Annotated in this window: 21 protein-coding genes; 6 read left to right on the top strand and 15 right to left on the bottom strand. The window is 49.8% G+C overall.

What is annotated here, in order from left to right; translation table 11 throughout:
* Window positions 1–263: 263 nt before the first annotated feature.
* The 4 genes from IPN95_28420 to IPN95_28435 all read right to left on the bottom strand — a co-directional run bounded on the left by IPN95_28420 (window position 264) and on the right by IPN95_28435 (window position 3,316).
* Window positions 264–920 carry a WG repeat-containing protein gene (locus IPN95_28420; protein ID MBK9453248.1) on the bottom strand — a complete coding sequence of 219 codons (657 nt, stop codon included), beginning with the start codon at window positions 918–920 and terminating at the stop codon, window positions 264–266.
* A gap of 136 nt (window positions 921–1,056) precedes the next feature.
* Window positions 1,057–1,581 carry a hypothetical protein gene (locus tag IPN95_28425; GenBank protein MBK9453249.1) on the bottom strand — a complete coding sequence of 175 codons (525 nt, stop codon included), beginning with the start codon at window positions 1,579–1,581 and terminating at the stop codon, window positions 1,057–1,059.
* Window positions 1,582–1,647: 66 nt separating this feature from the next.
* Window positions 1,648–1,842, bottom strand: coding sequence for a hypothetical protein (locus tag IPN95_28430; protein ID MBK9453250.1), 195 nt, complete (start codon window positions 1,840–1,842; stop codon window positions 1,648–1,650).
* Between the two features lie 772 nt (window positions 1,843–2,614).
* The gene (locus IPN95_28435; protein MBK9453251.1) at window positions 2,615–3,316 is read right to left on the bottom strand and encodes a haloacid dehalogenase type II; all 702 of its coding nucleotides are present in this window, start codon (window positions 3,314–3,316) and stop codon (window positions 2,615–2,617) included.
* A 160-nt stretch (window positions 3,317–3,476) separates the two neighbouring features.
* On the opposite strand from IPN95_28435, the gene IPN95_28440 reads away from it, so the two are divergent.
* The gene (locus IPN95_28440; protein ID MBK9453252.1) at window positions 3,477–4,973 is read left to right on the top strand and encodes an aryl-sulfate sulfotransferase; all 1,497 of its coding nucleotides are present in this window, start codon (window positions 3,477–3,479) and stop codon (window positions 4,971–4,973) included.
* Window positions 4,974–5,036: 63 nt separating this feature from the next.
* On the opposite strand, the gene IPN95_28445 is transcribed toward IPN95_28440, so the two are convergent.
* The 4 genes from IPN95_28445 to IPN95_28460 form a co-directional block, all read right to left on the bottom strand.
* Window positions 5,037–6,533 carry a PD40 domain-containing protein gene (locus IPN95_28445; protein MBK9453253.1) on the bottom strand — a complete coding sequence of 499 codons (1,497 nt, stop codon included), beginning with the start codon at window positions 6,531–6,533 and terminating at the stop codon, window positions 5,037–5,039.
* Between the two features lie 175 nt (window positions 6,534–6,708).
* Window positions 6,709–7,071 carry a T9SS type A sorting domain-containing protein gene (locus IPN95_28450; GenBank protein ID MBK9453254.1) on the bottom strand — a complete coding sequence of 121 codons (363 nt, stop codon included), beginning with the start codon at window positions 7,069–7,071 and terminating at the stop codon, window positions 6,709–6,711.
* 179 nt (window positions 7,072–7,250) lie between these two features.
* The gene (locus IPN95_28455; protein MBK9453255.1) at window positions 7,251–7,613 is read right to left on the bottom strand and encodes a hypothetical protein; all 363 of its coding nucleotides are present in this window, start codon (window positions 7,611–7,613) and stop codon (window positions 7,251–7,253) included.
* Window positions 7,614–7,892: 279 nt separating this feature from the next.
* A complete protein-coding gene (locus IPN95_28460) occupies window positions 7,893–8,144 on the bottom strand; it encodes a T9SS type A sorting domain-containing protein (GenBank protein ID MBK9453256.1) in 252 nt (83 codons plus the stop codon).
* Window positions 8,145–8,553: 409 nt separating this feature from the next.
* Between IPN95_28460 and IPN95_28465 the strand changes: the two genes are divergently transcribed.
* From IPN95_28465 to IPN95_28480, 4 genes are all read left to right on the top strand, one after another.
* Complete coding sequence (locus tag IPN95_28465; GenBank protein MBK9453257.1) at window positions 8,554–10,980, top strand: penicillin acylase family protein; 2,427 nt, start codon at window positions 8,554–8,556, stop codon at window positions 10,978–10,980.
* Window positions 10,981–10,982: 2 nt separating this feature from the next.
* Window positions 10,983–11,345 carry a hypothetical protein gene (locus IPN95_28470; GenBank protein ID MBK9453258.1) on the top strand — a complete coding sequence of 121 codons (363 nt, stop codon included), beginning with the start codon at window positions 10,983–10,985 and terminating at the stop codon, window positions 11,343–11,345.
* A 70-nt stretch (window positions 11,346–11,415) separates the two neighbouring features.
* Window positions 11,416–11,844, top strand: coding sequence for a cytochrome c (locus IPN95_28475; GenBank protein ID MBK9453259.1), 429 nt, complete (start codon window positions 11,416–11,418; stop codon window positions 11,842–11,844).
* A 54-nt stretch (window positions 11,845–11,898) separates the two neighbouring features.
* A complete protein-coding gene (locus tag IPN95_28480; GenBank protein MBK9453260.1) occupies window positions 11,899–12,534 on the top strand; it encodes a hypothetical protein in 636 nt (211 codons plus the stop codon).
* Window positions 12,535–12,604: 70 nt separating this feature from the next.
* On the opposite strand, the gene IPN95_28485 is transcribed toward IPN95_28480, so the two are convergent.
* The 5 genes from IPN95_28485 to IPN95_28505 all read right to left on the bottom strand — a co-directional run bounded on the left by IPN95_28485 (window position 12,605) and on the right by IPN95_28505 (window position 18,046).
* Window positions 12,605–13,438: an Omp28 family outer membrane lipoprotein gene (locus IPN95_28485; protein ID MBK9453261.1), complete on the bottom strand. Its 834-nt coding sequence runs from the start codon at window positions 13,436–13,438 to the stop codon at window positions 12,605–12,607.
* Window positions 13,439–13,450: 12 nt separating this feature from the next.
* Window positions 13,451–15,121 (bottom strand): hypothetical protein, encoded by a 1,671-nt coding sequence (locus tag IPN95_28490; GenBank protein ID MBK9453262.1) that lies wholly within the window; start codon window positions 15,119–15,121, stop codon window positions 13,451–13,453.
* 36 nt (window positions 15,122–15,157) lie between these two features.
* On the bottom strand, window positions 15,158–15,682 hold the full coding sequence (locus IPN95_28495) for a TlpA family protein disulfide reductase (protein MBK9453263.1): 525 nt from the start codon (window positions 15,680–15,682) through the stop codon (window positions 15,158–15,160).
* Between the two features lie 222 nt (window positions 15,683–15,904).
* On the bottom strand, window positions 15,905–17,383 hold the full coding sequence (locus IPN95_28500; GenBank protein MBK9453264.1) for a TlpA family protein disulfide reductase: 1,479 nt from the start codon (window positions 17,381–17,383) through the stop codon (window positions 15,905–15,907).
* A gap of 57 nt (window positions 17,384–17,440) precedes the next feature.
* Window positions 17,441–18,046: a hypothetical protein gene (locus IPN95_28505; GenBank protein MBK9453265.1), complete on the bottom strand. Its 606-nt coding sequence runs from the start codon at window positions 18,044–18,046 to the stop codon at window positions 17,441–17,443.
* 261 nt (window positions 18,047–18,307) lie between these two features.
* Here IPN95_28505 and IPN95_28510 point away from each other — a divergent pair, with 261 nt between their 5' ends.
* Window positions 18,308–18,532 carry a hypothetical protein gene (locus tag IPN95_28510; GenBank protein MBK9453266.1) on the top strand — a complete coding sequence of 75 codons (225 nt, stop codon included), beginning with the start codon at window positions 18,308–18,310 and terminating at the stop codon, window positions 18,530–18,532.
* A gap of 72 nt (window positions 18,533–18,604) precedes the next feature.
* On the opposite strand, the gene IPN95_28515 is transcribed toward IPN95_28510, so the two are convergent.
* Both IPN95_28515 and IPN95_28520 read right to left on the bottom strand, forming a co-directional pair.
* Window positions 18,605–19,825: a site-specific DNA-methyltransferase gene (locus IPN95_28515; GenBank protein MBK9453267.1), complete on the bottom strand. Its 1,221-nt coding sequence runs from the start codon at window positions 19,823–19,825 to the stop codon at window positions 18,605–18,607.
* Between the two features lie 309 nt (window positions 19,826–20,134).
* Window positions 20,135–21,253, bottom strand: a complete 1,119-nt coding sequence (locus tag IPN95_28520) for a hypothetical protein (GenBank protein ID MBK9453268.1) — start codon at window positions 21,251–21,253, stop codon at window positions 20,135–20,137.
* Between the last annotated feature and the right edge of the window lie 73 nt (window positions 21,254–21,326).

Genomic DNA, 21,326 nt, shown 5'->3' on the forward strand with positions numbered 1-21,326 from the left:
CAGGTTATTGCAAACTTGAATATCAGAATAGTCATCGTCATATTCATAGTCATAGATTGGCATCCACAGTCCATCGGAGAAAAACGCTGGGATATGATACTCAGGATTCCAGTACCAGGTATACTCTGCGGGTTGCGTTGGGAGGAATTCCCCCCTTACAAGAACAATTTGTCCCTGAACGGCCGAGCACAAAAACAAAACGCTGAAATAAATGGGCCAATAGGCTCGACGAGATTTAAAAAAGGGATTCTGGGTCACTGTCTTCATCGTACAAAGGCTCCTTTCTCATTGATTTTGCGCTTTTTCCCTTTGAACATGACATTCGCCTTTCCATTTTGGAAATAGAAGAAAGCATCGTACTTCGGCTCGATCAACCATTTCCCATATTCATCAAGCATGCCCCAATTTCGAAGTTCATTGCAATACCAATGCGTGGATTTATATTCTTCAAAATGAGGTGCGCAAAATGCAAGCCTTCCTTGCACCGTATCTGGCACCACTTCGGTACCTGTCGACAAGTCGCAATCATATTGCATGCTGAACTGCTCGCGCCTCCATTCATGAAAAGCGTTGGAGCCCAACATCATATACCGATTGAGGTTTCGCTGAGCAAATATCTCTTGGCCGCAAAAGTAATCAAAGATCATTTCGTGCCGACTTCCAACTTGATCATATAGGATATAAGCCTTCCGCTTTTCCCCCTGTGAATGCAAGATTACGAGTTCGTTGCAGGTGCTAATACTATCGATACGGTTCCAACGATCACTCACCAACCTCCATTGTCCAGCCTTGTGGGTATATACCTGCATGCTATCGGTGTTCAAGAACCAATTGTAATGCCGGCCTGGAAGCGTATCGGGAAACTGGGTTCCTTTGGTGAGGGAAATGGTCTGTCCCTTCATGTGCATCGCCAACCCCATCACAATGATTCCAATTAGCCCCTTACAGCATTTGCAAGTGGCAAAGAAAAATAGTCTCCGTATCATTGGTCTCGCTGATTGTTTCATTCTACAAACTCTCCTTTCTCGTTGATCTTGCGCTTCTCACCGTAGTACATCACCTCTGCAAATCCATTTTGGAAACGAAAGGCCCGTCGAATTTGGGCTCGATGAGCCATTTGCCGTTGGTGCCAAGCATTCCCCATCCATGTACCTGCGGGCCATACTGTATTTCACGAACTACGTCATAGGATGTCACACAAAAGGCGGGCAATCCATCCACAATCATGGTTTCATCCCCAGCAAACCAATTCATTCCCGCGAAAGCCGAGTCATGAAAATAATAGCGCATAAATGCGTGGGCAGGAATGAGAGAAACCAGGGAATCGCGTATTTGAAAGCTCCTTCCAGCCTTAAGTCGTCTCCCTGAATTTGTGAGGATGAGGCAATTGCACGAGCTTTGTAGAATGGGACAGTGCTTTGCGAATTTCAACAAGAGCAGATTTTCAAAGGCAACAATGACAAGACTATCGTGCTGGTCTTTCAATTTCCAATTGTTTTCCTCAAAGTGATAAGAAATACGATTCAGCGTGTCGAGATACCACTCGGCCTTGGATAACATAGTAGGCTGTCCCTTGCCCAATGCAATCACTCCTGACCGTACAGGGTGAGTGCAAAAGTGAGTGTAAGGAGGAAAAGGGGATCGGTTTCATTCCGCAAACTCCCCCTTCTCATTGATCCTGCGCTTTTGGCCGTAGTAGATGACGTCGGCAGTGCCGTCCTTGAATTTGAACGAGGCATCGTAATTGGGTGGAATAAGCCAATGGTCATGATTGTCAATGATCACCATAGCAACAGTGACGATGCTCCATTCACCGCTCCTAGGACCCCAGAGGGGTCTCACCTTTATAGAAAACCAGCGCCCACAATGTCTCGACCCCAGCGGGGTCGAACCTTGCACCTTCAACCGATCCTCACAATTCATCCGAAATCCAATTGAAAACATACTCCTCCTTGAATTCGATTTCATATTTCTTCAAAAACCCCAAATACTCTTGTTTGAATGTCGTTTCTTGTGATGGAGTCTCGCCTCCCATGAAGGTTGAATCAACGCTTCACGGTTTTGGACGGCAAAGACGAAGTGGATATACATTTGGGAAAAGGTGTTGGCCATATTGTTTTCAGATTTTAGCGGAGAATGTGCGACCCCGCTGGGGTCGTTAAATCGGGATGTTTCACTTTTCTATAAAGGTTTGACCCCTCTGGGGTCCTTGGAATACCCAATGTTAGTTTTGAATATAGAGGAAAAATATAGATTTTCAACAACATTGATCGCTCTATTTTGAAACACTTCTGTTGCCTAGAGGAGATGTGAAGGTGGCAACCTGGGAGCAAGACATTACGTCAATTTCGCCCTCAATCCACAAATTCTCCTTTAGCCGTGCTGATCAGAAGATTCTCATTGAATTTGCGCTAATGGCCGTCGCAAAGGACCTTAACGGTGCCTTCCTGCTATAACGCACTTGCCCCTTGGAAAACAGGTTGAGCATCAAAGCCAAAACAAGGAATACCGATGCTCGGGCGAATCGGGAATCCCATCCACTTCCTTTATGAACACATGGTTGGTTTCCGCTCAACTTCTCCGTTGGTCAATCGGGCAGAAAAATCCCTCTGCCTCAAGGCAATAATACCAAATCCACCAATTCCTTCAAACTCCCGACCTCAAGATCTGCTTGGGCGCTGCTTGCGGGCGTTGCGCCGGTACCCTCCTGCCCGCGTCTGCGGTTCAACCATACGCTTGCGAGGCCGAGCGCACGTGCAGGCGCGATGTCGTGGTATTGGCTGCTAGCGACATGCAAAATTTCGGATTTGGGAAGGTCAAGTCTGCGAATCGCTTCCAAAAAGTGGCCATGCGCCGGTTTGTAGCTGCCCACATCCTCGGCCGTGACGACCGCATCAAAAGGAACCTGCAGCCAACGCAAGCTGTGCGCGATGAGGTCCTTGTCGACATTGGAAACGACGCAAAGCTTGAAATGCTTTTGCAATTCCGTCAAAGCGGCCACGGAATCCGGAAACGGTTGCCAGTTTTGGATGCCACGTGAAAGCAGATTTTCCTCCTCTCCATGCAATCTGAAGGCCAATTGTTGCGAAAAGGCATGTATGCATTCCCGCAAAACATCCTTGTAGGATTTGAATTTCCCTTTTTCTGCCGCAGGTTCGATGCTGGCATACAACGACAGAATTTCATCTGCCTCGAGGTCACGGCCTTTGGTCTTGAGAAAGGGTTGCAAAGAGGATACCAATCCCGATTCCCAGTCGATCAGCGTGCCGTAGCAGTCAAACGTAAGGGCTTTAAATTTAGAAAAGTCAATCGCCATGCCTCAAAATAGCGGATAATCGGCGACAGTTGCCCCTTTTATGTTTCGGCTCCAGTGCTTGGGCAAGGATTGACAACGGCAAAATTCCTCTCCTGATCCCCTGATTTCCCGCTTTTGGGCGAATATTTCCTAGCTTTGTGGGATGGCAATTCGAAGGAAAATGCGTACCCACAAGACTTGGATGGCCTTGTCCCTCTTTGGATTGGCATTTTTCCACGTTGCATTCGGTCAATTTGTGCCCACGGGTTCGCCCAACTATTCTTACCGATGGTATGGCAACGGGGAAAGCTGCGAATATTTATTCCTCGGAACCTTTCGCCCGATCATTCCTTCTCCCAAACGCGGAACCAACATGCTGCTCGACCGAACCGGCGACTTGGTTTGGTACCAACAAGGCTCTGATTTCACGCTCGATTTCAAGGTGCACCCCAACGGACGCATCACTTACAATGACCGCTTGCGTTGGTATGTGCTCGACAGCGGATTTAATCTGATCGACACCTTGCAATGCGACGGCCGCGTGACCGACCACCACGACATCATCCTCACCGACGACGGACACTATTATATGATCTGCCGCAACGACAGCACGATGGATGCGAGCGGCATTCGCACGAAAAACGGCGCTCAAGGCTCCACACAGGCGCAGGTGCGTATGGTTGTGATCCAAGAACTCGACGAAAACGAGGAAATGGTGAAGGAATGGAATGGTTTTGATACCTATTCGATTTACGACAGCGATACGACGTTTTTCACCAACCCTGGCCTTTTGGATTTGAGCCATACGAATTCGATTGACTTGGATGGGAATGGAAATCTGATGGTCTCGCACCGGCACCTCAACGAAGTCACGTTGATCGATTGGCATACTGGACAGGTAAAATGGCAAATGGGTGGGAAAAACAATGCTTTTGATCTACTCGGAGATCCGGGATTCTTTGGGCAACATGACGCGCGATTTCTACCCGGCAATCGAATTTCCATTTACGACAATGGTCATGGGCAGCATACGGGCCGAGGGATGATCGTCGAATGCGACACTTTGAATTGGGAAGCTGAAACCGTGGCAACTTGGGACGACAGCCTGATCAGCCTTTCAATGGGAAGTTTCCGCGTGCTGCAAGATGGAAGCGCGCTGGTCGGATGGGGCGAAATGACAGCAAGCTGGGACCCGGCGGTAACCTATTATGGCCCGAATGGGAACAAGGTCTTTGACATCTTTCTTTCCAGCGGATATTCGACGTACCGTGCCCAATGTTTGTCGCTGCCCTTTCAGCTACATCGACCACAAATCACTTGCACCCAACAAAGTGGACAGGCCGTTTTGGGCGTGGATGGCGTTTTTGGCGAATATTCCTGGACCAATGGCGATACCTTGCCAAGCATTGTCGTGACAGATACTGGACGGTATCAAGTTTTTGTGCCTTACGGAATCGGCATGATTTCAAGTCCGCCGATGTACATCACGGATTTGCAAAATGCTTGTAGTGCCTTGGAAAGCCCTGCGCCAGCCCAAACTGTTCCCCAAATCCCGAAATTGATCGGCCGGTTTGACCTTCTGGGGCATCCGATTACGCAACCTCAGCCGTTTCAAGTGTATATCGAACGATTCAGCGACGGCAGCAGCAAAAAATTGGTCCTGATTCCGAATCCGTAACTGCATCCACAGCGCATTCGCCTTCAAGCCGGAATTAATGCTTGCATTCAAACGCAAAGCCGGCTATTTACCCGTCGTTCGTGCTTTCATGCTGAGATTGACTGCTTTCAGTCCCTCGGGACTTGCCTTGAACTCGATCCGGCCGTCTTGGTGTTTGGCCTGCTTCAGCAAAATCAAATAACTCCCGTTAGGTTTGAGGCCAACGAGGAATTTCCCGTTTTCGTCGGTCATGATTTGGGTACGCGAACGGCCTTCCCGCAGGTCCACAAGCGCATCCGGCAAGGGCAAGCCTGCTGAATCGAGCACTTGGCCTTCCCATCGGATCAGCTTTGTGACCGCGTACAGATCATCGTCCCCTTTGCCACCCAAGCGGTTGCTTGTAAAAAATCCGACCCCGTTTTCATCATCAAATACAAATCCAAAATCATCGTACGGCGAATTGACCGGTGCACCGATGTTTTCAGGATTGCCGACGACATCGCGGTCGGGATTCACAAAAAAAATGTCGAGTGCACCCAAGCCGCCGCGACCATTGCTCGCAAAGTAGAGAATGCCATTTGCGTCTACCCACGGAAACATCTCGTTTCCTTTGGTATTGATGTCTTGCCCAAGGTTTTCAGGCTTGCCCCAACCATTGCCCGATTTTTCAACCATATAAATGTCTGTACTCCCAAATCCGCCGGGCATATTGCTCACGAAGTAGAGCTTTTTCCCGTCGGCTGACAAGGCTGGGTGGCCGTAAGAATACTTCGGGTCATTAAAAGGCAACAATTCTTCGTTGGTCCACTTACCTTCCACGAGCGTCGACGAATACAAAGCCAACTGTACAAAAGTGCCTTCCTTGTCGGAATCAGGCCCTTTTGTGACATGATTTCGGGTGAAGAACATCTGTTTAGCATCGGCTGAAAAACAGGCATTGGCCTCATGCAAGGGCGTATTGAGGGCGCTGCGAAACAAGACAGGTTCCCCTAATTCAGGCTTACCGCCATAGGGTGCCACGTAGAAATCAAGGAAGCTGTCGCCTGTGCGATTGGCTTTCAAGATGTTGCGTTTTCTGGAGCTGGCGAAGATGACACTCTTGTCATAGAAACTTGGGCCAAAATCCGAGAATTCGGAATTGACAAGGGGCAATCGCCGGAGCAGGTAAAGTGATTTGGCTGCGGAAAAAGCTTCGAGGTTCTTGCAGGATGCGATCATGTCGGCGACCCGGTCGTCTTCAGGAAATTTTTTCTGGTAGCGCTCCAACCAAGGAATCGCATCAGTGTACTTGCGGTTGATCATCATGACCTCCCCGTAGTGGAACCAAACTTCACCTTCCACACCCTTCATTTTCACGGCTTTGGCATACCAACGGAGGGCGTTGCGAAAATCGTCGGTCAAGCGGAAACAATCGGCCAATCGGATCACCGCCCGGGAATTGGTCGGTTCGTCCTCGATCGCCTTTTGATAGGCTTCGATCGCAGCCGGATAAGATGCTTCCTGAAACAACCGATCGGCCTTTTCCAGGGCCTTGTTTTGCGCGAATCCCCATTGAAAGGCCAACAGGAACGCTGTAATCATCCAAAATCGCATGGCCAAAGATAGACAATGTTGGTTTGGCAGACAATGCGGAACGGCCAAAAAACGGCAAGGCCCCGGGGATGCCGGGGCCGAGAAGGGACATAATTTTTGTAGGACTTTAGGTCACCTATTGCCAAGAACGAAGTGGAATATTAAGTGGAATTATAAACTAGATTCAGCGCACCACAAAGGAGAGGTGCTGCACTTTGCCGTCGGATTTGACCTTGACAAAGTAGATGCCCGCAGGAATTTCAGCGACGTTGAATTTGACCAAATTAAAGCCTTCATTGACTTCGAATTGGGTTTCAACGAATCGCTTTCCAGTGGAATTCTCCACGGTGAGTTCGGCGGTGGCGTCAAATGTCGACGTCAATTCGGCAGTGAGGGCACTTCCTGCTGTGACGTAGTCACGACCCAAAAAGCGCATTTGCAAAGTACGCTCGTCATCGGAATGCGAGGCGGCCTTGGTGATGGGCGCTGCTGCGAAAGTTGTGATCACCAACAAAACAAGGGAGAGGATTTTTGCGAACGTTTTCATACTACTTGTATTTTCTAAAACCTAATTTCAAAACTCAAACTATAGACGCGAATAGGGTACAAATGGTTGTCTTGAATTTTAAAATTTTAGGTTAACTTGTGTTAATAATCCAACCATTTAAAACCAAGGGGAAATCAGCTTTTGAATTCGCAATTATTTACCCCATAGCCGAGCGGAAATCATTTGACGGAAAATGCATAACGGCGCTCTTGCAAACGATGCACCACCTTAATGTAATAAGTTCCTGTGGGCACTTCCATCACTTTGAAACGGATCAATTTGGCACCGTTGTCAATGATGACATGCTTCTCGCCAAAGCTATCGCCTTTTTCGTTTTCGATGACCAAATCGACCTCTGTAGCCGAATTTGAAGTCAATTCCGCCGTAATGACTTTACCCGCCTCTACTTCGTCACCGCGCAGGAAACGCATTTCAACACGGGTTTTGGGATCTGAGCCGATGGGCGAAGCAGCTGTTGCAAACTGGAAAATTGTGGTGATTGCGAAAGCGGTCAATGCGAAAATTTTGGTAATTCTATTCATGACTGTAAATATTGAAATTGAAAACAAATTGAATATGCACCTTAGACGATTTGAATTCCGGGATGGTTGCATGCTGAAAAACATTTTCTTTTCAATTATTTTAAAAACGCACTTTAAACCCAATTAAGCCTGAAAATGCATTCCAAATTCGCAATTTTAAACCCCTGCAAAGCAGCACAAAAAAAGCCCCGGAAAATCCGGGGCAAAAGAGGGAGACATTTTTATTTTAATATTCAAGCAAATTGATTCTCGCGCCTGAATTTTTATCAACGAGCGGATTTATTGCACAACAAAAGTCAGGATTTCCGTTTTCAATTCGGTCTTCACCTTGATGAAGTACACGCCCGAGGGGATCTCCGAAACGCTGAATTTCAACACGTTTACACCCATTGCGACCTCGTATGGAGTATCCACCAATTGTTTTCCTTGCGAATTTTCGACGATCAATTCAGCCATTGTCTGAAAAGAGGAGTTCAATTCGACGGCGATCGTGTTTCCGGCTTTTACGCGGCTATTTCCGAGAAATTGCATAGCCAAGCCGTTAGAATCATAAACTGGAAGGGACGGATTGGATCCGGGGGCGGCTGCAAATGAGGAGATTGAAATCAAAATGGCAGCAAATAAAGTAGCAAACGTTTTCATATTCATTTTTAAGAGGACATTCAATTTTTGAAACATGCCCAATAGACGACGTGACTTTTCATTCGGTTGCACAATGGTGAAAAAAAATAATTCAATTTCGTTGGCTCAGGTAGAAAAAGTGTGTTTCCACGTGATTTTGACATGTTTTTTTCGCGGAAATTTTTGAGATAAATTTCAATACTTCATTGCGTTGATGGCATCAATCGTGCCGCTGGCAACCCATTCTATTGGACTTTCCCTGCAAAAAGCCATTGTCCATGCCAGAAAATAGGCTAAATTGGGAGCAATCATTAGAAAGATGCGGTACTTCGTTGCAGTTGTTGGTTTGGTGATCACGTTGGGCCTTTGTTGGCTGCTCGACGGATTGCATGTAAAGCTTGCCTTCGGGCGGGTGCTCGATCCCTTTCACGGGATTTGGCAAAACATGGAAGGTGAAGACTTTGACTTGGAAGCTGAACTTCCCATGGAAGGTCTCAAGGACAAGGTGGTGATTCGTTATGATTCGCTGCACATTCCGCATATCTTCGCTCAAAACGACCATGACCTATATTTTGCCCAAGGTTACGTGACCGCCAAAGACCGGCTCTGGCAAATGGAGTTCCAAACGCATGCCGCCGCGGGGCGGCTCTCCGAGATCATCAGCAATCCGACCACGCTCGGAATGGACCGCGCCAAGCGCCGCACCGGCATGCTCTACGCCGCCGAACGCTCCGTGAAAGCCATGGAGGCCGACCCGGTCGCCAAACTCATGGTCGACGCCTATGCCGAAGGCGTCAATGCCTGGATCAACAGCCTTTGCTACGAAAACCTGCCGATGGAATACAAGCTGCTCGATTATCGTCCCGAACCATGGACCACGCTCAAATCGGGTTTGCTCCTGAAACTCATGGCATGGGACCTGACGGGCCGCTCGGAGGACTTCCTCGTGACCAATGCCGTCGCCGTCTTGGGAGATTCCGCCTATGCAGCCTTGTATCCGGATTTGGCGCCTTTGACTTCGCCGATCGTACCCAAAGGAACGGCCTGGAACATCGACACCGTGAAGGTGCAGGCACCTGAAACCTTCTCCCCTGCGAGCCGCGCACCCGAACTCATGTACCCGCAACCCGATGCCATGAATGGCAGCAACAACTGGGTTGTCGCACCTTCGAAGACAGCAAATGGCCACCCCATTGTCTGCAACGACCCGCACCTTGGGCTGCGTCTACCTTCTATATGGTATGAAATCCAGTTGTCGACCCCCGAGCATAGCGTCTACGGGGTCAGCCTTCCGGGCTCGCCGGCCGTGATCATCGGGTTCAACCAAAATATCTGCTGGGGCGTCACGAATGCGAGCCGCGACGTGCTTGACTGGTATGAAATCGAATTCCAAGACGCCAGTCGGAAGACCTACAAATTTGACAATCAATGGCTGCCGACCACGCAGCGGCTGGAAGTCATCCACCGTCGGGGCGACGCAGACTACATCGATACCGTCCTGTACACGCAGCACGGCCCTGTTGTATATGACCACAGTTACTCGGATCCCGACAGCGCCGGACCCTTGAATGTGGCCATGCGCTGGGCAGGTCACGATTCGACCAACGAAATCATGACCTTCTACCGCCTCAACCGCGCAAAAAACCATACCGAATACCGCCAAGCGCTGAGCACCTATGCTTGCCCGGGCCAAAATTTTGTCTTCGCAGGAAAAAATGGCGACATCGCGATCACGCAGCAAGGTCGCTTCCCGGTAAAATGGACCGGCCAAGGCCAAGTCGTCATGGATGGCAGCGAAAAACTTCATCTCTGGCAAGCCTACATTCCTTTTGAGCAAAATCCGCACGCCTTGAATCCCGAACGGGGCTTCCTCTTCAGCTCCAACCAACATGCCACAGACGCGGCTTATCCTTATCATCTCTATGGCAGCTACGACTACACTCGCAATTTGCGCATCAGTTCGGCGTTGGAGGGCATGAAAGGCATCAAAGTGGAGGACATGATGAAGCTGCAAAACGACAACTACAACGAATTGGCAGCGATCGGACTCCCGAAATTGCTGGGAAGTCTGGAGGTTACGAAGTTGAGCCCGAGTGCCAAAAAGGGGAAGGAATTGTTGGAGAAGTGGAATTTCATGAACGACTATCAGCTCGAGGCGCCCTCGGTCTTCCAAGCTTGGGGCACACGCCTGTACACGATGATCTGGGAGGATGACTTGCAGAAAATCGGCCGCAAATCAGAGGCGCCCGAAATGTTCAATACCCTGCATTGGTTGCTGGATTCGGCGGGTTTGGCGCAGGTGGATGACAGCCGCACCGCCGAAATCGAATCCTTGACCGCCCTGGCTACCAAGGCTTTGAACGAGGCGATGTTGGAGCTGGATTCCTTCGTCGAAAAGGAGCAGGTACCCTATACTTGGCAAAACTTCAACAATGTGCATCTGAAGCACTTGACCACGCAGGCGGCTTTGGGCTATACGCGGATTCCGGTGGGAGGAAATGCCGGCATTGTGAATGCCAACCGCAAAAACAACGGTGCCTCTTGGCGGATGGTGGTCGAAATGGGCAGCGAACCGGTGGGATACGGCGTATTTCCTGGCGGACAATCGGGCAATCCGGGTAGTCCTTATTATGCGCGCAGCATGAACGACTGGGCTGCAGGCCGCTACCACAAGCTGCTGTTTTTGAAGACAGCCGACCAAACCGAAGCTGCCGTTACATTCACCCAAACCCTTCAACCGAAATAATCATGCGTCTCCTTTATCCAATCGCTTTTGTGATCCTCGTGGGCCTGTTACTCGCCCAATTTTTGCCTTGGTGGAGCATCGCGCTTGCGGGCGCGGGCGCGGGCTACCTTTGGGACGGTCATCGTGGTCGTAGTTTCCTCTTCGGTTTTCTCGGCGGATTCGTGCTTTGGACGGTAGCTGCCATTCTGATTACCTATTCCACAGGGAGCGATCTCGGCGACAGGTTTGCCAAAATGATGCAGTTGCCAGCAAATGGGACGCTTTTAGCGGTCGTCTCAGGTGTCATCGCTGGATTGGTGGCTGGATTTGCAGCTTTTACCGGGGATTCGATCCGCCGGATTTCGAGGCCGAAAAAGGCGCGGTAATTTGTCCACTTACGTTTGGAACGTCAAAATTGCTGGCGTACATTGGTGACGGTCAAATGCTTGAATGCCCATGAAGCGCTACACCATCTCCTTCCTCATTTTTTGCGCATGGTTTTATGTGTTTAAGATGACGCCGGTGCGGTACTCGTCAAGTGAGATAACTTGTGGTACCGTCAATTCCCCGGAAAGACGGACTTATATCCTTGCCTCGGAAGACGCCCGAAAAGGGATCATCGCCTTCGAAGCCAACTGCGCCCGCTGTCACAACAGCCAACTGGAGAAAAAAGGAACAGGTCCCGCATTGTATGGTATGTCACAGCGAATCCCAGGAGGCGATTGGTTGTATCGTTGGATAAGAAACCCATCGAAGATGATCACCGACGGTGATCCCTATGCCGTGAAAATCTGGAATGAAAACGGGAAGGCTGCCATGGATCACTTTCCCAACCTAGCTGATTCGACAATCGACGCGATTGTCGCATGGATCGACGGCTATTAAGCGGAACAATCCAAAGGATTTTCCGCATCTTTGCGCCGCATTTGACAAGAAAAGATGGTTGCTGAATCCAATAGCAAGAATTACTGGCGCATTCCGTTTTACGTGGCGCTGTTCCTTTGTTTCGCCTTGGCGGCGTTTTTCAATCAGTATGGCATCTTTCCTGCCGCGAATCCCATTCCGCGGATTTTGGCTGCGATCGCATTCTGTGGCACCATCGGTCTGCTTGCCGACTATGCCTTCCGGATCAAAAACACTTGGTTTTGGCTGATTCCAGCCTTGGCTGCCACCGAATTTTTTGGCGACTTGGTCTACAAAGCCGGTTGGTGGGACATCGCCAAGGGCATCTATACCGTCTCGACCTTGCTTTGGCCTGTGTACGGCATCCTGTTCATTTTCAAGGGAACGCAGTTGATGCGATCAGACAAGGCCTTGGCTGTGAAGTTGATCGTGCTGGGATTGTTGACCGCAGCGGTTTTGGGCTGGGAATACGTGACTTATTTTCCTGAGGAATTCAACAAAAGCCACTGGGCTTGGCGTTCCTTGTACTTGGCAATCTTTGGATGGCTCGTAATGATCGACTGGACGACTGACTTCAGCAAACGGCCACACCTTAAAGTCGAAATGCAAATCCTGCGCGTATCCATGCTGCTGATTGCAGTATGGTACTTCGTCAGATTCATTTTCCAGTAAGCGGCAACAGAATCCGTGATCAGGACGCGCGGCGTGCAGACGATCCGCATCTTTGCCATCGCCCGCTGAATCAATCCGTCAGCTTGATCTTTTCCACTTGCAACACTTCCTTGCTTACGTTGTCATGCACATACACGACAATAGAGCAATGGGAGGCATTAAATGCAGTGTCCAAGGTGGATGTGAAATTCAGGTCAAACTTCTCTCCAACGAAGATTTGGTTGCCTTTCACCGGGTCGCCCCAAGTGCCGGTCGTGATCGATGACCGGAGCACGTGATTGTGAACGTAGTTGTCTTCGTGGCCAAAGGTATAATCTTCTTGCTTGGCGATAATGCTGTCTTCTGTAATGACTGCGACGATGTTGTGATTGGCATCTCCCGTGGTGAAGTACTCCAATTTGGTGTTCAGGTTGATCGTTCTATCTGAAGGATCGTAGACCGAGGCCAATTCTATTTTCATTTTAGGCTGCTCGGCGAGCACTGCACTGCAAAGCGCGCCCCAGTTGCTGTAACGGGTGACGGGCGAACCATTCCATTCCCTGCGGTTGACCAATCCAATGGGAAGTCCTTCAATGTCTGCATTGTAATACGTTCCCAACTCATTGCCCATCGGGGTCTTGAATTCCGTGGCATAGCCCAAGAAGGGTACGACGGCGGCAAAGCTGCCGGTATGAATGGCGATGACGATCAGATTGTCGCCATAGGTTGAGTCCAAAGAAACGGCCTTTTCATGTGCACGCGGGCAGTTGCCGCACATGTGACCCGTAAAGTCCTCGATCAGCACCTTGTTGGTGGATCCCGTGAAGCCATTGGGATCTACCTTTGGACCCTCGATGACATCACAAGCGCTGAAAATCGATGCAGCTACAAGCAAGGAAAACAAATACTTTGGAAACGTCTTCATATCAGCAAGTTATCAAAAAGATCCAGTAATTGCAACCGAGATACCATTGGAAGCAGGAACAACGCGACAAACGCCGCCTACGCACAAAACACCCGCCCGCTGACGACCGTAACCGATTTGGAACCGGTAATTGTTCCAATTCACGCCACCCAAGCCGCTGAAATAATGCAAGCGCTTGTTGACTTGCGCATTGCCGTAGTTGTATTCGTCGAATACCGCAATGAAAAAGTGCGGTGCAATGGTGTATTCGGCCAAGACCATCGCCCAGCTGCCAAACTCCTGCTTGGTATAGCAGTGCTGAAACTCCATGCGCAGGGTATGCTTCTTGCGCAGTTTGTAGCTCATGTCAAGCACCTGCACCTCGGCTGACACGTCGGTGGAGGAGTTAAAGCCAGTGAGCTGATGGAACAGCGATTGGTCGTAATCAAAGTGCAAATAACTCAGCGTCGCCTTGAACTTCGAACTGAATTTCTTGGTCAATTCGATGTTGATGTCCTGAAACAACACGCTGTCCATCAAAGGGAAAAACGGCGAGGTATAGCCATCGGACGGATCCAAAGTTGCGGTTTTGGACAAGGCATTGATGCGGGAGAAGTTCACCGACAGGTTCATGCCGTGCGCGCCGCCGAGCCAGGTGTCCTTTTTGAAATTGTAGGACAATTCCGCTTGCATGCCCCACTCACCCATGGGCTGCGTGGCCCAAGGAAACAAGGTTGGAAGCCGGTAGGAATGCTGCCGCGTCTGCGGAGGCAGAAAGTTCAGCGTCAAGTTGTTGAATGTCCCGTTCCGGTCTGAACGGAAGTCCATGTTGTCGATGCGCTTGACCTGCGCAGAAACGCCGAGCCCTTTACGGGCGTAGGAAGCCTGAACCAAAAGGCCGGTTCCATTCTTGTAAATCAGGTTGTTGACCGTACTTGGGTCATTGTATTTGTAGGCATACTCCCCGCTGAGGTTAAAACCGCTGCGGTTGATGCTCGCACGTCCCGCAAAGGCCGCGACATTTTCAGGAATGATTTGCACCGGATCCTCGTCCTTTTGGAAACGGCTGACGAAACTTCCGCCGATTTTGACCCTCGTTTTGGCGGTCATCAGGCTGTCAAAGCTGTCGTTGATCGACCATTCTGCATCAAATCCGCGCACGATGCCTTCGCTCAGGTTTTCCACCTTGTTGCTGTAGGCGTTGCGCTGCCGGCCGACCAAGCCGGTGAGATAAACGCCTTTGACGGGTTCGCTTTTGACCCTCACACCATCGAGCGAATTGTCGAATCCCAATCCCCAAGCTTCGTAGGCACGCAGCACCATGCCGCTCCCGAATTGCTCGTAGAAAGTTCCCGCAGTCACGTCAAACTTTTCATTGCGATAACGTGCGTAGCGATAGGGAATTCCGGCACCACGCTCACGCGTAAAACCCTGAAGCGTGGGATAATAGCTTTCAAAGCGCACGCCAGATTCAAATTTCCCGCGCGTGTACAGCAGGTTCATGAAGCTGTTGTTGCCGATTTTTTCGGGAAACTCCGGCGCACCAATCAGGCTGTCGGCCTTGTAGGTCTGCGCGTCGATTTCAAAGTTCCCGTGGATTTCACCGAGATCGACATGCTTTTGACCAAGGAGGTTACCCCCAAAAAGCATCAAGGCTGCAGCAGCAACCCTGAATGTGAGTTTTGACGTGATATTTTGGATCACTTGAGCAGTAGTTGATTCAATGAATAAGGATTCGAATTATTCCTTCGCGTCGATCTTGCCCGTTTCAGCAAGTTGCTTGACCAGTTCGCGAAGTTCCTCTTCGTCTCCTGGAGAATAGGAATTGTGTTGCCAGACAATTTCCTTGTTGGCGTTCAGCAGGAAGGTATGCGGAACGTTGTTGACGTTCATCGCACGCTTGAGATCACTGTTTTCGTCGATGTAAACTTCGTATTCCCAGCCGCGACCTTCGACAAATGGCGCTACTTTGGGGGCATTACGGGCATCGTCGATCGAGATGGCGATCACTTTGACGCCGGATTCCTCCACCCATTCGGCATACTCCTCATGAATCGTGTTCAATTCCAGAATGCAGGGCTTGCACCAGGTTGCCCAGAAACTGATGATGATCGGCTTGCCATCGTTGGCAAAATCGGCGGTAGATACCGTTTTGCCATCCAGGGCTTTGACTTTGATTTCAGGAAGCACTTGAACTTCATCTTGCGCAGCCAATTTGCCCACAAAGGCGGCCAACAATAGCGAGAGGAGGAAAAACTTCTTCATAGTTTCGAAATTAAGCTTTCTAACCGACTTACAAAAGCTGTGCCGCATTTTGGCATTTGCTCCTGCTTTTCCCGGTCGTCCAGCAAAACAAATGTAGGCGAAAGTGAAATGCAGTAACCTCGAAAACGGGAGATTGTCTCGCTTCTTACAAATTCGCAAAACGACATCCACCTAGGACCGATCACAAAATGCTGATTTACAGCATACAATACTGCTTTGGAATTATTTTCCGAACAGCGGATCCAAGGTTTCGGGAAGTTGATCGGGCTTCAAATCCTTGGCAATGATCTCGTGGTTGCTGTTCATGACAAACACCTCCGGCGTGATATCGATGTGGTATTTCTGGTAAAAATTGCTCTTGTACTGCGGATCCCAAACGTTGTGGAAGCCTTGAATTTTGTACTTGGCGATGAATTCCTTCCAAAGTTTCTCCTCACTGCCTGTACAAAGTGAATACACCTCGAGCCCCTTGGAATGGTAACGATCGTAGATCTTCTTCATTTTGGGCGTCTCTTCCTGACAATGCTCGCATTCGTAGTTCCAGACATAAAGAATCGTAACCGGCCCTTTGAGCCCATACAGGGATTCCTCCTTGCCTTGCGCATTGAGGCAGACGAGGTCTTGACCGATTTTGCCGATCAAACTTGGGCGCATTTCGTTGGCGTCCCTGCGAATCTCCTTCAGCTCCTCCGGCGTCGACCAAAAGGCCTGTTCATCGGTGAAATACTTGTCTACGACATGCACAAACACCGATTCCAAACCCATTTGCTTGGGCGTGCGGTACTCGATCGCCACCCAATTCACGAAAAATTTGAAGAATTCCTTGTTTCCACGGGCTTTTTCAATGACGATGTCGGCGTATTTGGTCAGCGAATCGTGTACCTGCGGCGTAATCTGTGTCATGTAGGTCTTGAGCTTGTTGATGATGATCGGCGAACGCAAAATCCGCATATCGTTCAGGGGCGTATTGTTCCAGAACTCGTTTCGGTAGTGGAAAATGCGGGCCTGCTCATCAAAACTTCCATCCGGCAAACGAATGTCCCTCAAATCCGGATTCTGCCCAGCCATTTTGAAAACGGTAAAAAAGGCATTCGGATGGTTGTCCTTGAAGCTCTTCAAATGGGCTTTCCGTTCGGCAATCAAGGTTTCGATCTGCTTCTGCAAGGCTGGGCGGTTGGGGTCATTGGCCGGCAAAGCATTAAACTGTTTGTCGACGGGCTGCAGTCTCGCCTGAAAATCCTGCTCAAACTGCAGGTTTTGATACAGCAATTGGTTGTCCAGGCTTCCGTCGACCTTGGCTGTGCGAATCGGGTCTGCGAGGTCGCTGCTGAATGTAAACGTCTGATCCTGATCCAACAAGAACTGGTACGCAAATGTGGAATTCACGGCAAGGAAGTAAATTCCGCCAGGAAGCGCCGTGTCCAACTTGATGTAGTAAACGCCATTGATCGGCTTGATCGAGTCCACCAAAAAATTGGTGCTGCCAATCGTTCCGATGATGCGGCCCATGGAATCGGGCGCATTCAAGATATTAAATGTCGCTTCAAAGGGTTCCCCCTTGGGAAGGGATGCCGATGAATCTGCACCGAGATTCGTTTCAGTGTCATTTGAGCCACCACAACCGGCAGTGAGCAATAAAATCGACAAAAAGAGGCATGCGGTCCAGCAAACACTTAACCTAAAGAGACTTCCATTCTTCATTGATCCAATCATTTTCCGGGCCAATGATACGAAAAGAAGGGCGAATTTTCACACGTGTCAGAGCAGCCAAAACATGATTCCGACGTTGGCGAAGGCCCCGAAACCGGGGCTATAGGCCTCCGTACCACGCACCGGAACCAAGATTCCAGCTTCCGCATTGACCTCGAGTTTCCAGATTTTGATTCCTGCGCCTACGCCCGCATCGGCAGCGAAGACGCTTTGGATCGTTTCTTCGTTGAAATTGCCGCGTTGCATCGTCATGCCTGCAAAAACATAAGGGCGGAGCAATTTCGCAACAAACCCATCGGCGTAGTAGCGCGCATCGGCCTTTAAAACAATCGCATTGGTGAGCAATCCGCGGTCGGTTCGAATGCGGTTATAGGCGATGTCACCAGAAACTGCCAAACGCGTGGGCCTAAAAATCACCCTGCCACCAAATCCAACAGGGGTTCCGATCACTGCCCCAACGGCCAGGGTTTTGTTTTTGTGCTTCTTTTTCTTCTTTCGTTTGTCGAAGAAGTCATAAGAATCGTTGCAGAAGCAGTTTCCTTCGGCGGTCAAGCCGGTAACTGCCAAGGCCTGTGAAGCAATCGGCTGCGCCTTCAAAATCCCGGCAAATGCCGACAGGAAGATCACAACGCTCAGTATAAGGGACTTTTTCATAGAATTCTCTTTTGATGCAAATGCCTTTCGGCAATTGTGCATGGATACGCCAGAAACCGCTCTCACGTTGTAAATCGGTAAGGTTTGCGGGAGGTTTGTCTGGACTTTCCAAAGGAAAAAGCTGCCAATGTGGCCTTATCGTTGGATTGTGATCGATTCAGCCCCCTTAAAATAAAATTAGGAATTATTTGGAATTGCCAGAAATGCGAGATAGTTTTAGATGTTTTTCGAACCTTGTAATCTCTTAACCAATCATATTTTATGAAAAAATCTTTGTTGTTTTTGTTGACCGCCGGCATGATGGTGGGTTTGGTTTCCTGTTCCAAAGATTACACTTGCACCTGCACAGCTGACTACGGTTTGGGCGACAGCACGATTGCCTTTATGTATGATGGCGTCAAAAAGGCCGACGCAGAAGATGCTTGCGCTGCAAGCGAGACCAACTTGAAGATTATTGATGCCAACGCAAGTTGCACCTTGGAATAATCGCCAACTTTATCCAAACTAAAAAAGCTTCTGCCTCGGTAGAGGCTTTTTTGTTTTGTGAAAATGCAAGACTTAATCCTCCATTTGCCAGAACCCGAATCCTCCCCCACCTGACCATTGCGTTTGGGCAGTAACCCCGCCGTTTTCAAGGCCTTGGCAAACACGCTGCATGCGGTTGCGACAATGGGAGTAGATATGGTGACCTCGTTCGATGCCGATCCACCTTCTTCCCGCTTTGTGGGCAACAGCGGTTGTGGTTCCCGACCCGGCGAAAGCATCCAAAACCCAGTCGCCAGGTTTGCTGCTTGCTTCGATCAAAGCCAAAATCAATCCCTCGGGCTTAGGATAATCAAATGTCTCACCGCCAAAAAGCAAACGGCTTTCTTCAGCGGCATCCTCGTAGGTTGGCAGGCCGTAATGGGCCGTACTGAGCAGATTTTTCATTTTCTTGGGCTCTCCCCCACTCCGAATGTGGTTGGGCCTAAAGGGCAATTTTGCGATGCGCAAAGGATCTCCTGACTGGATGATTTCGTTGAGTTTGCGCTGACTGTAGCGAAATTCACCTTCCAGCCGGAAAGCGTTTTGATTGCGCCCGTTGCACACGTGCACAGCATCGAGCAGGCGCGTGACGATGCGGCCTTCGCTCATGTCTTGCGCCGGAATCAATTGATCGGGAAAGGTCATTTCCACCGTGCCTGCGGGGAATTCCAGGATACCAAGGCCGTTGCCGGCATTGTTGATCGGATATTTTTTGCCTTCGGTCGTGGTGCCGTAGTAGAGCGGCTTGGCCTCCGAACGGTCTTTGGCATAAACGAGGACAAATTCGGTGATGCCGGCGAGGTGGGACAGAAAGCTAGGTTTGCGCTTTTTCTCCCAAATCAGGTTACCGATGAAGTTCATTCGACCAAAAACCTGGTCACAGAGTAGCTTCAGGTAAGCCATGTTGGCATCGTCGATCGATACGAAGAAATATCCACTGGGCCTCAGCAAGTTACGCATAGCTTCCAGGCGTGGACGCATCATTTCCAACCATGCTTGGTGCGCCAAGTCGTCGTTGTAATGCGCAAATGCATGGCCCGTATTGTAAGGCGGATCGATGTAGATGCATTGAATCTGCTCCGAATGCGTGGCAGCCAAGGCCCTCAATCCCGAAAGATTGTCCCCGTGAATCAGCATATTCCCCGACAAATCTGCGCCAAACCCCAATTCGGGCTTCGGAACCAACCTTTCGACCTGTTCACGTGATGTAATGGACCGCGCTCCACGCTGTTGCATGTCCCAAAGATCGGACACTCCAACAAGTCGCTGTCCACGATGCAAATCACCTGTCCCGAAAACTGGTCATTCAGCCAATTTGGAATTGTATCTTTGCACTGAAGTCACCTCACACGCATGCTGCCATTGGATTTACGGACATGATTGTTCACAGGTACCAAGATTCATAAGAGGTTGCAATGCGCTTCGCAATTAGCTGAGCCGTTTGCTTCGCAATTGGCTTCGCCGATCTTCGATTAGCTTCGCTGATATGCTTCGCAGTTCTCCATTTTCAATTAGCTGCGCTGATTGCTTCTCAATTCTCAATTCTCAATTCTCAATTCTCCATTATTCATTGTCCTTAAGCCCCATCCAATAGCCAAAAATTACATTTCTATAACCTGTAAGCCATTGACCGGATTTCATTTTTGACCAGCGATCTTGTGCGACATCTTCTGAAGCCGGCTTTCCGGATTTTCGCAGCAGGTGTACGGTATAGGTTTCTTTCTTTTTGCCTTCCCTGTACCTTTCAGGTGAAGACGTCGTCAAGGAAAAAACCGGCCAATGCGGCGATTGATCCTTGGCAGTGGTCGTTTCTGTATGGTCAAAACCCCATCGATCAATGGTGTAGTAATACCTTGTCGCATAAACGGGATCCTGAACCGTCTGATCTTCACAGACTTCCCGGGTCTCGGTACAGTATTGGTCGGAGAACGTTCCGTTGCCGTTGTCAGTGGTGCCACAAACCGTTGAATAGGTCTCCGTATGGCATTCGCGGCCCACAACCCGCGTGTCATAATGGTGGATTTCCTGCGCGGATGAAATCCCGTAGGCACCCGGCGGAGGGCTGTCCCAACTGGATTCGCTATGGGGGCCATATTTCTCAATGTCAATGGTCCGCTCCCAGGAAAAGCCCGATACCATCACTGGAATCTCCTTTTTCCAGGTCAATACGAATATCAACAAGGCCAACGAACCGGCAGCAATCCCAACGATTTTCAGGATTTTGTTGCGCCTTTGCCGTTTGGCCTCGGCCTCCATATCCCATCGCGAACGCGTGCGCGCCGAAATCCCCTCGACCGAAGCAGCCGCATTTTCAGTGGGCGACTCCACACTTGGATTCTCGACCTCCTCCCCCGTTTGCGGGACGTCACGTGGATCGTATTCTCGTGCAATGAACTGATCATCACCAGAGTCCTTGTCTCTGGGATTTCCACAAGAAATACAGGTGTCGCGTGATCCATCATTGACTTTGTCGCAGTGCCCGCATTGCCAGGCACGCTTGGACTTTGCCAACGCCAATTCGCCCGCCTCCGAGATTTCCATATCCCGGCTGTCCAAGTACCATTTCCCCGTGGATGGCCCCCCACAAGCGGGGCAACTGACCACGGTTTGGCCATTTTCCCAACCGAGGATGCGCTTGGTGCCGCATTTCGGGCAATCCCATTTGCCGACGTAAGTCCCCATTTTGAGTTGAGTGAAAAGTGAAAAGTGAAAAACGAAAAGTTAATCCGGAGAACTTAAAAGTGGAAAGACTTTT

This window comes from Bacteroidota bacterium, assembly GCA_016718825.1.
Classification (GTDB): Bacteria; Bacteroidota; Bacteroidia; order J057; family JADKCL01; genus JADKCL01.

Coding starts and splice junctions, on each gene's coding strand:
- IPN95_28470 (MBK9453258.1), top strand. CDS start 10,983: ATGCGTCTCCTTTATCCAATCGCTTTTGTGATCCTCGTGGGCCTGTTA.
- IPN95_28465 (MBK9453257.1), top strand. CDS start 8,554: ATGCGGTACTTCGTTGCAGTTGTTGGTTTGGTGATCACGTTGGGCCTT.
- IPN95_28450 (MBK9453254.1), bottom strand. CDS start 7,071: ATGAAAACGTTCGCAAAAATCCTCTCCCTTGTTTTGTTGGTGATCACA.
- IPN95_28455 (MBK9453255.1), bottom strand. CDS start 7,613: ATGAATAGAATTACCAAAATTTTCGCATTGACCGCTTTCGCAATCACC.
- IPN95_28435 (MBK9453251.1), bottom strand. CDS start 3,316: ATGGCGATTGACTTTTCTAAATTTAAAGCCCTTACGTTTGACTGCTAC.
- IPN95_28500 (MBK9453264.1), bottom strand. CDS start 17,383: ATGAAGAATGGAAGTCTCTTTAGGTTAAGTGTTTGCTGGACCGCATGC.
- IPN95_28485 (MBK9453261.1), bottom strand. CDS start 13,438: ATGAAGACGTTTCCAAAGTATTTGTTTTCCTTGCTTGTAGCTGCATCG.
- IPN95_28440 (MBK9453252.1), top strand. CDS start 3,477: ATGCGTACCCACAAGACTTGGATGGCCTTGTCCCTCTTTGGATTGGCA.
- IPN95_28420 (MBK9453248.1), bottom strand. CDS start 920: ATGGGGTTGGCGATGCACATGAAGGGACAGACCATTTCCCTCACCAAA.
- IPN95_28475 (MBK9453259.1), top strand. CDS start 11,416: ATGAAGCGCTACACCATCTCCTTCCTCATTTTTTGCGCATGGTTTTAT.
- IPN95_28505 (MBK9453265.1), bottom strand. CDS start 18,046: ATGAAAAAGTCCCTTATACTGAGCGTTGTGATCTTCCTGTCGGCATTT.
- IPN95_28520 (MBK9453268.1), bottom strand. CDS start 21,253: ATGGGGACTTACGTCGGCAAATGGGATTGCCCGAAATGCGGCACCAAG.
- IPN95_28495 (MBK9453263.1), bottom strand. CDS start 15,682: ATGAAGAAGTTTTTCCTCCTCTCGCTATTGTTGGCCGCCTTTGTGGGC.
- IPN95_28510 (MBK9453266.1), top strand. CDS start 18,308: ATGAAAAAATCTTTGTTGTTTTTGTTGACCGCCGGCATGATGGTGGGT.
- IPN95_28445 (MBK9453253.1), bottom strand. CDS start 6,533: ATGATTACAGCGTTCCTGTTGGCCTTTCAATGGGGATTCGCGCAAAAC.
- IPN95_28480 (MBK9453260.1), top strand. CDS start 11,899: ATGGTTGCTGAATCCAATAGCAAGAATTACTGGCGCATTCCGTTTTAC.
- IPN95_28460 (MBK9453256.1), bottom strand. CDS start 8,144: ATGCAATTTCTCGGAAATAGCCGCGTAAAAGCCGGAAACACGATCGCC.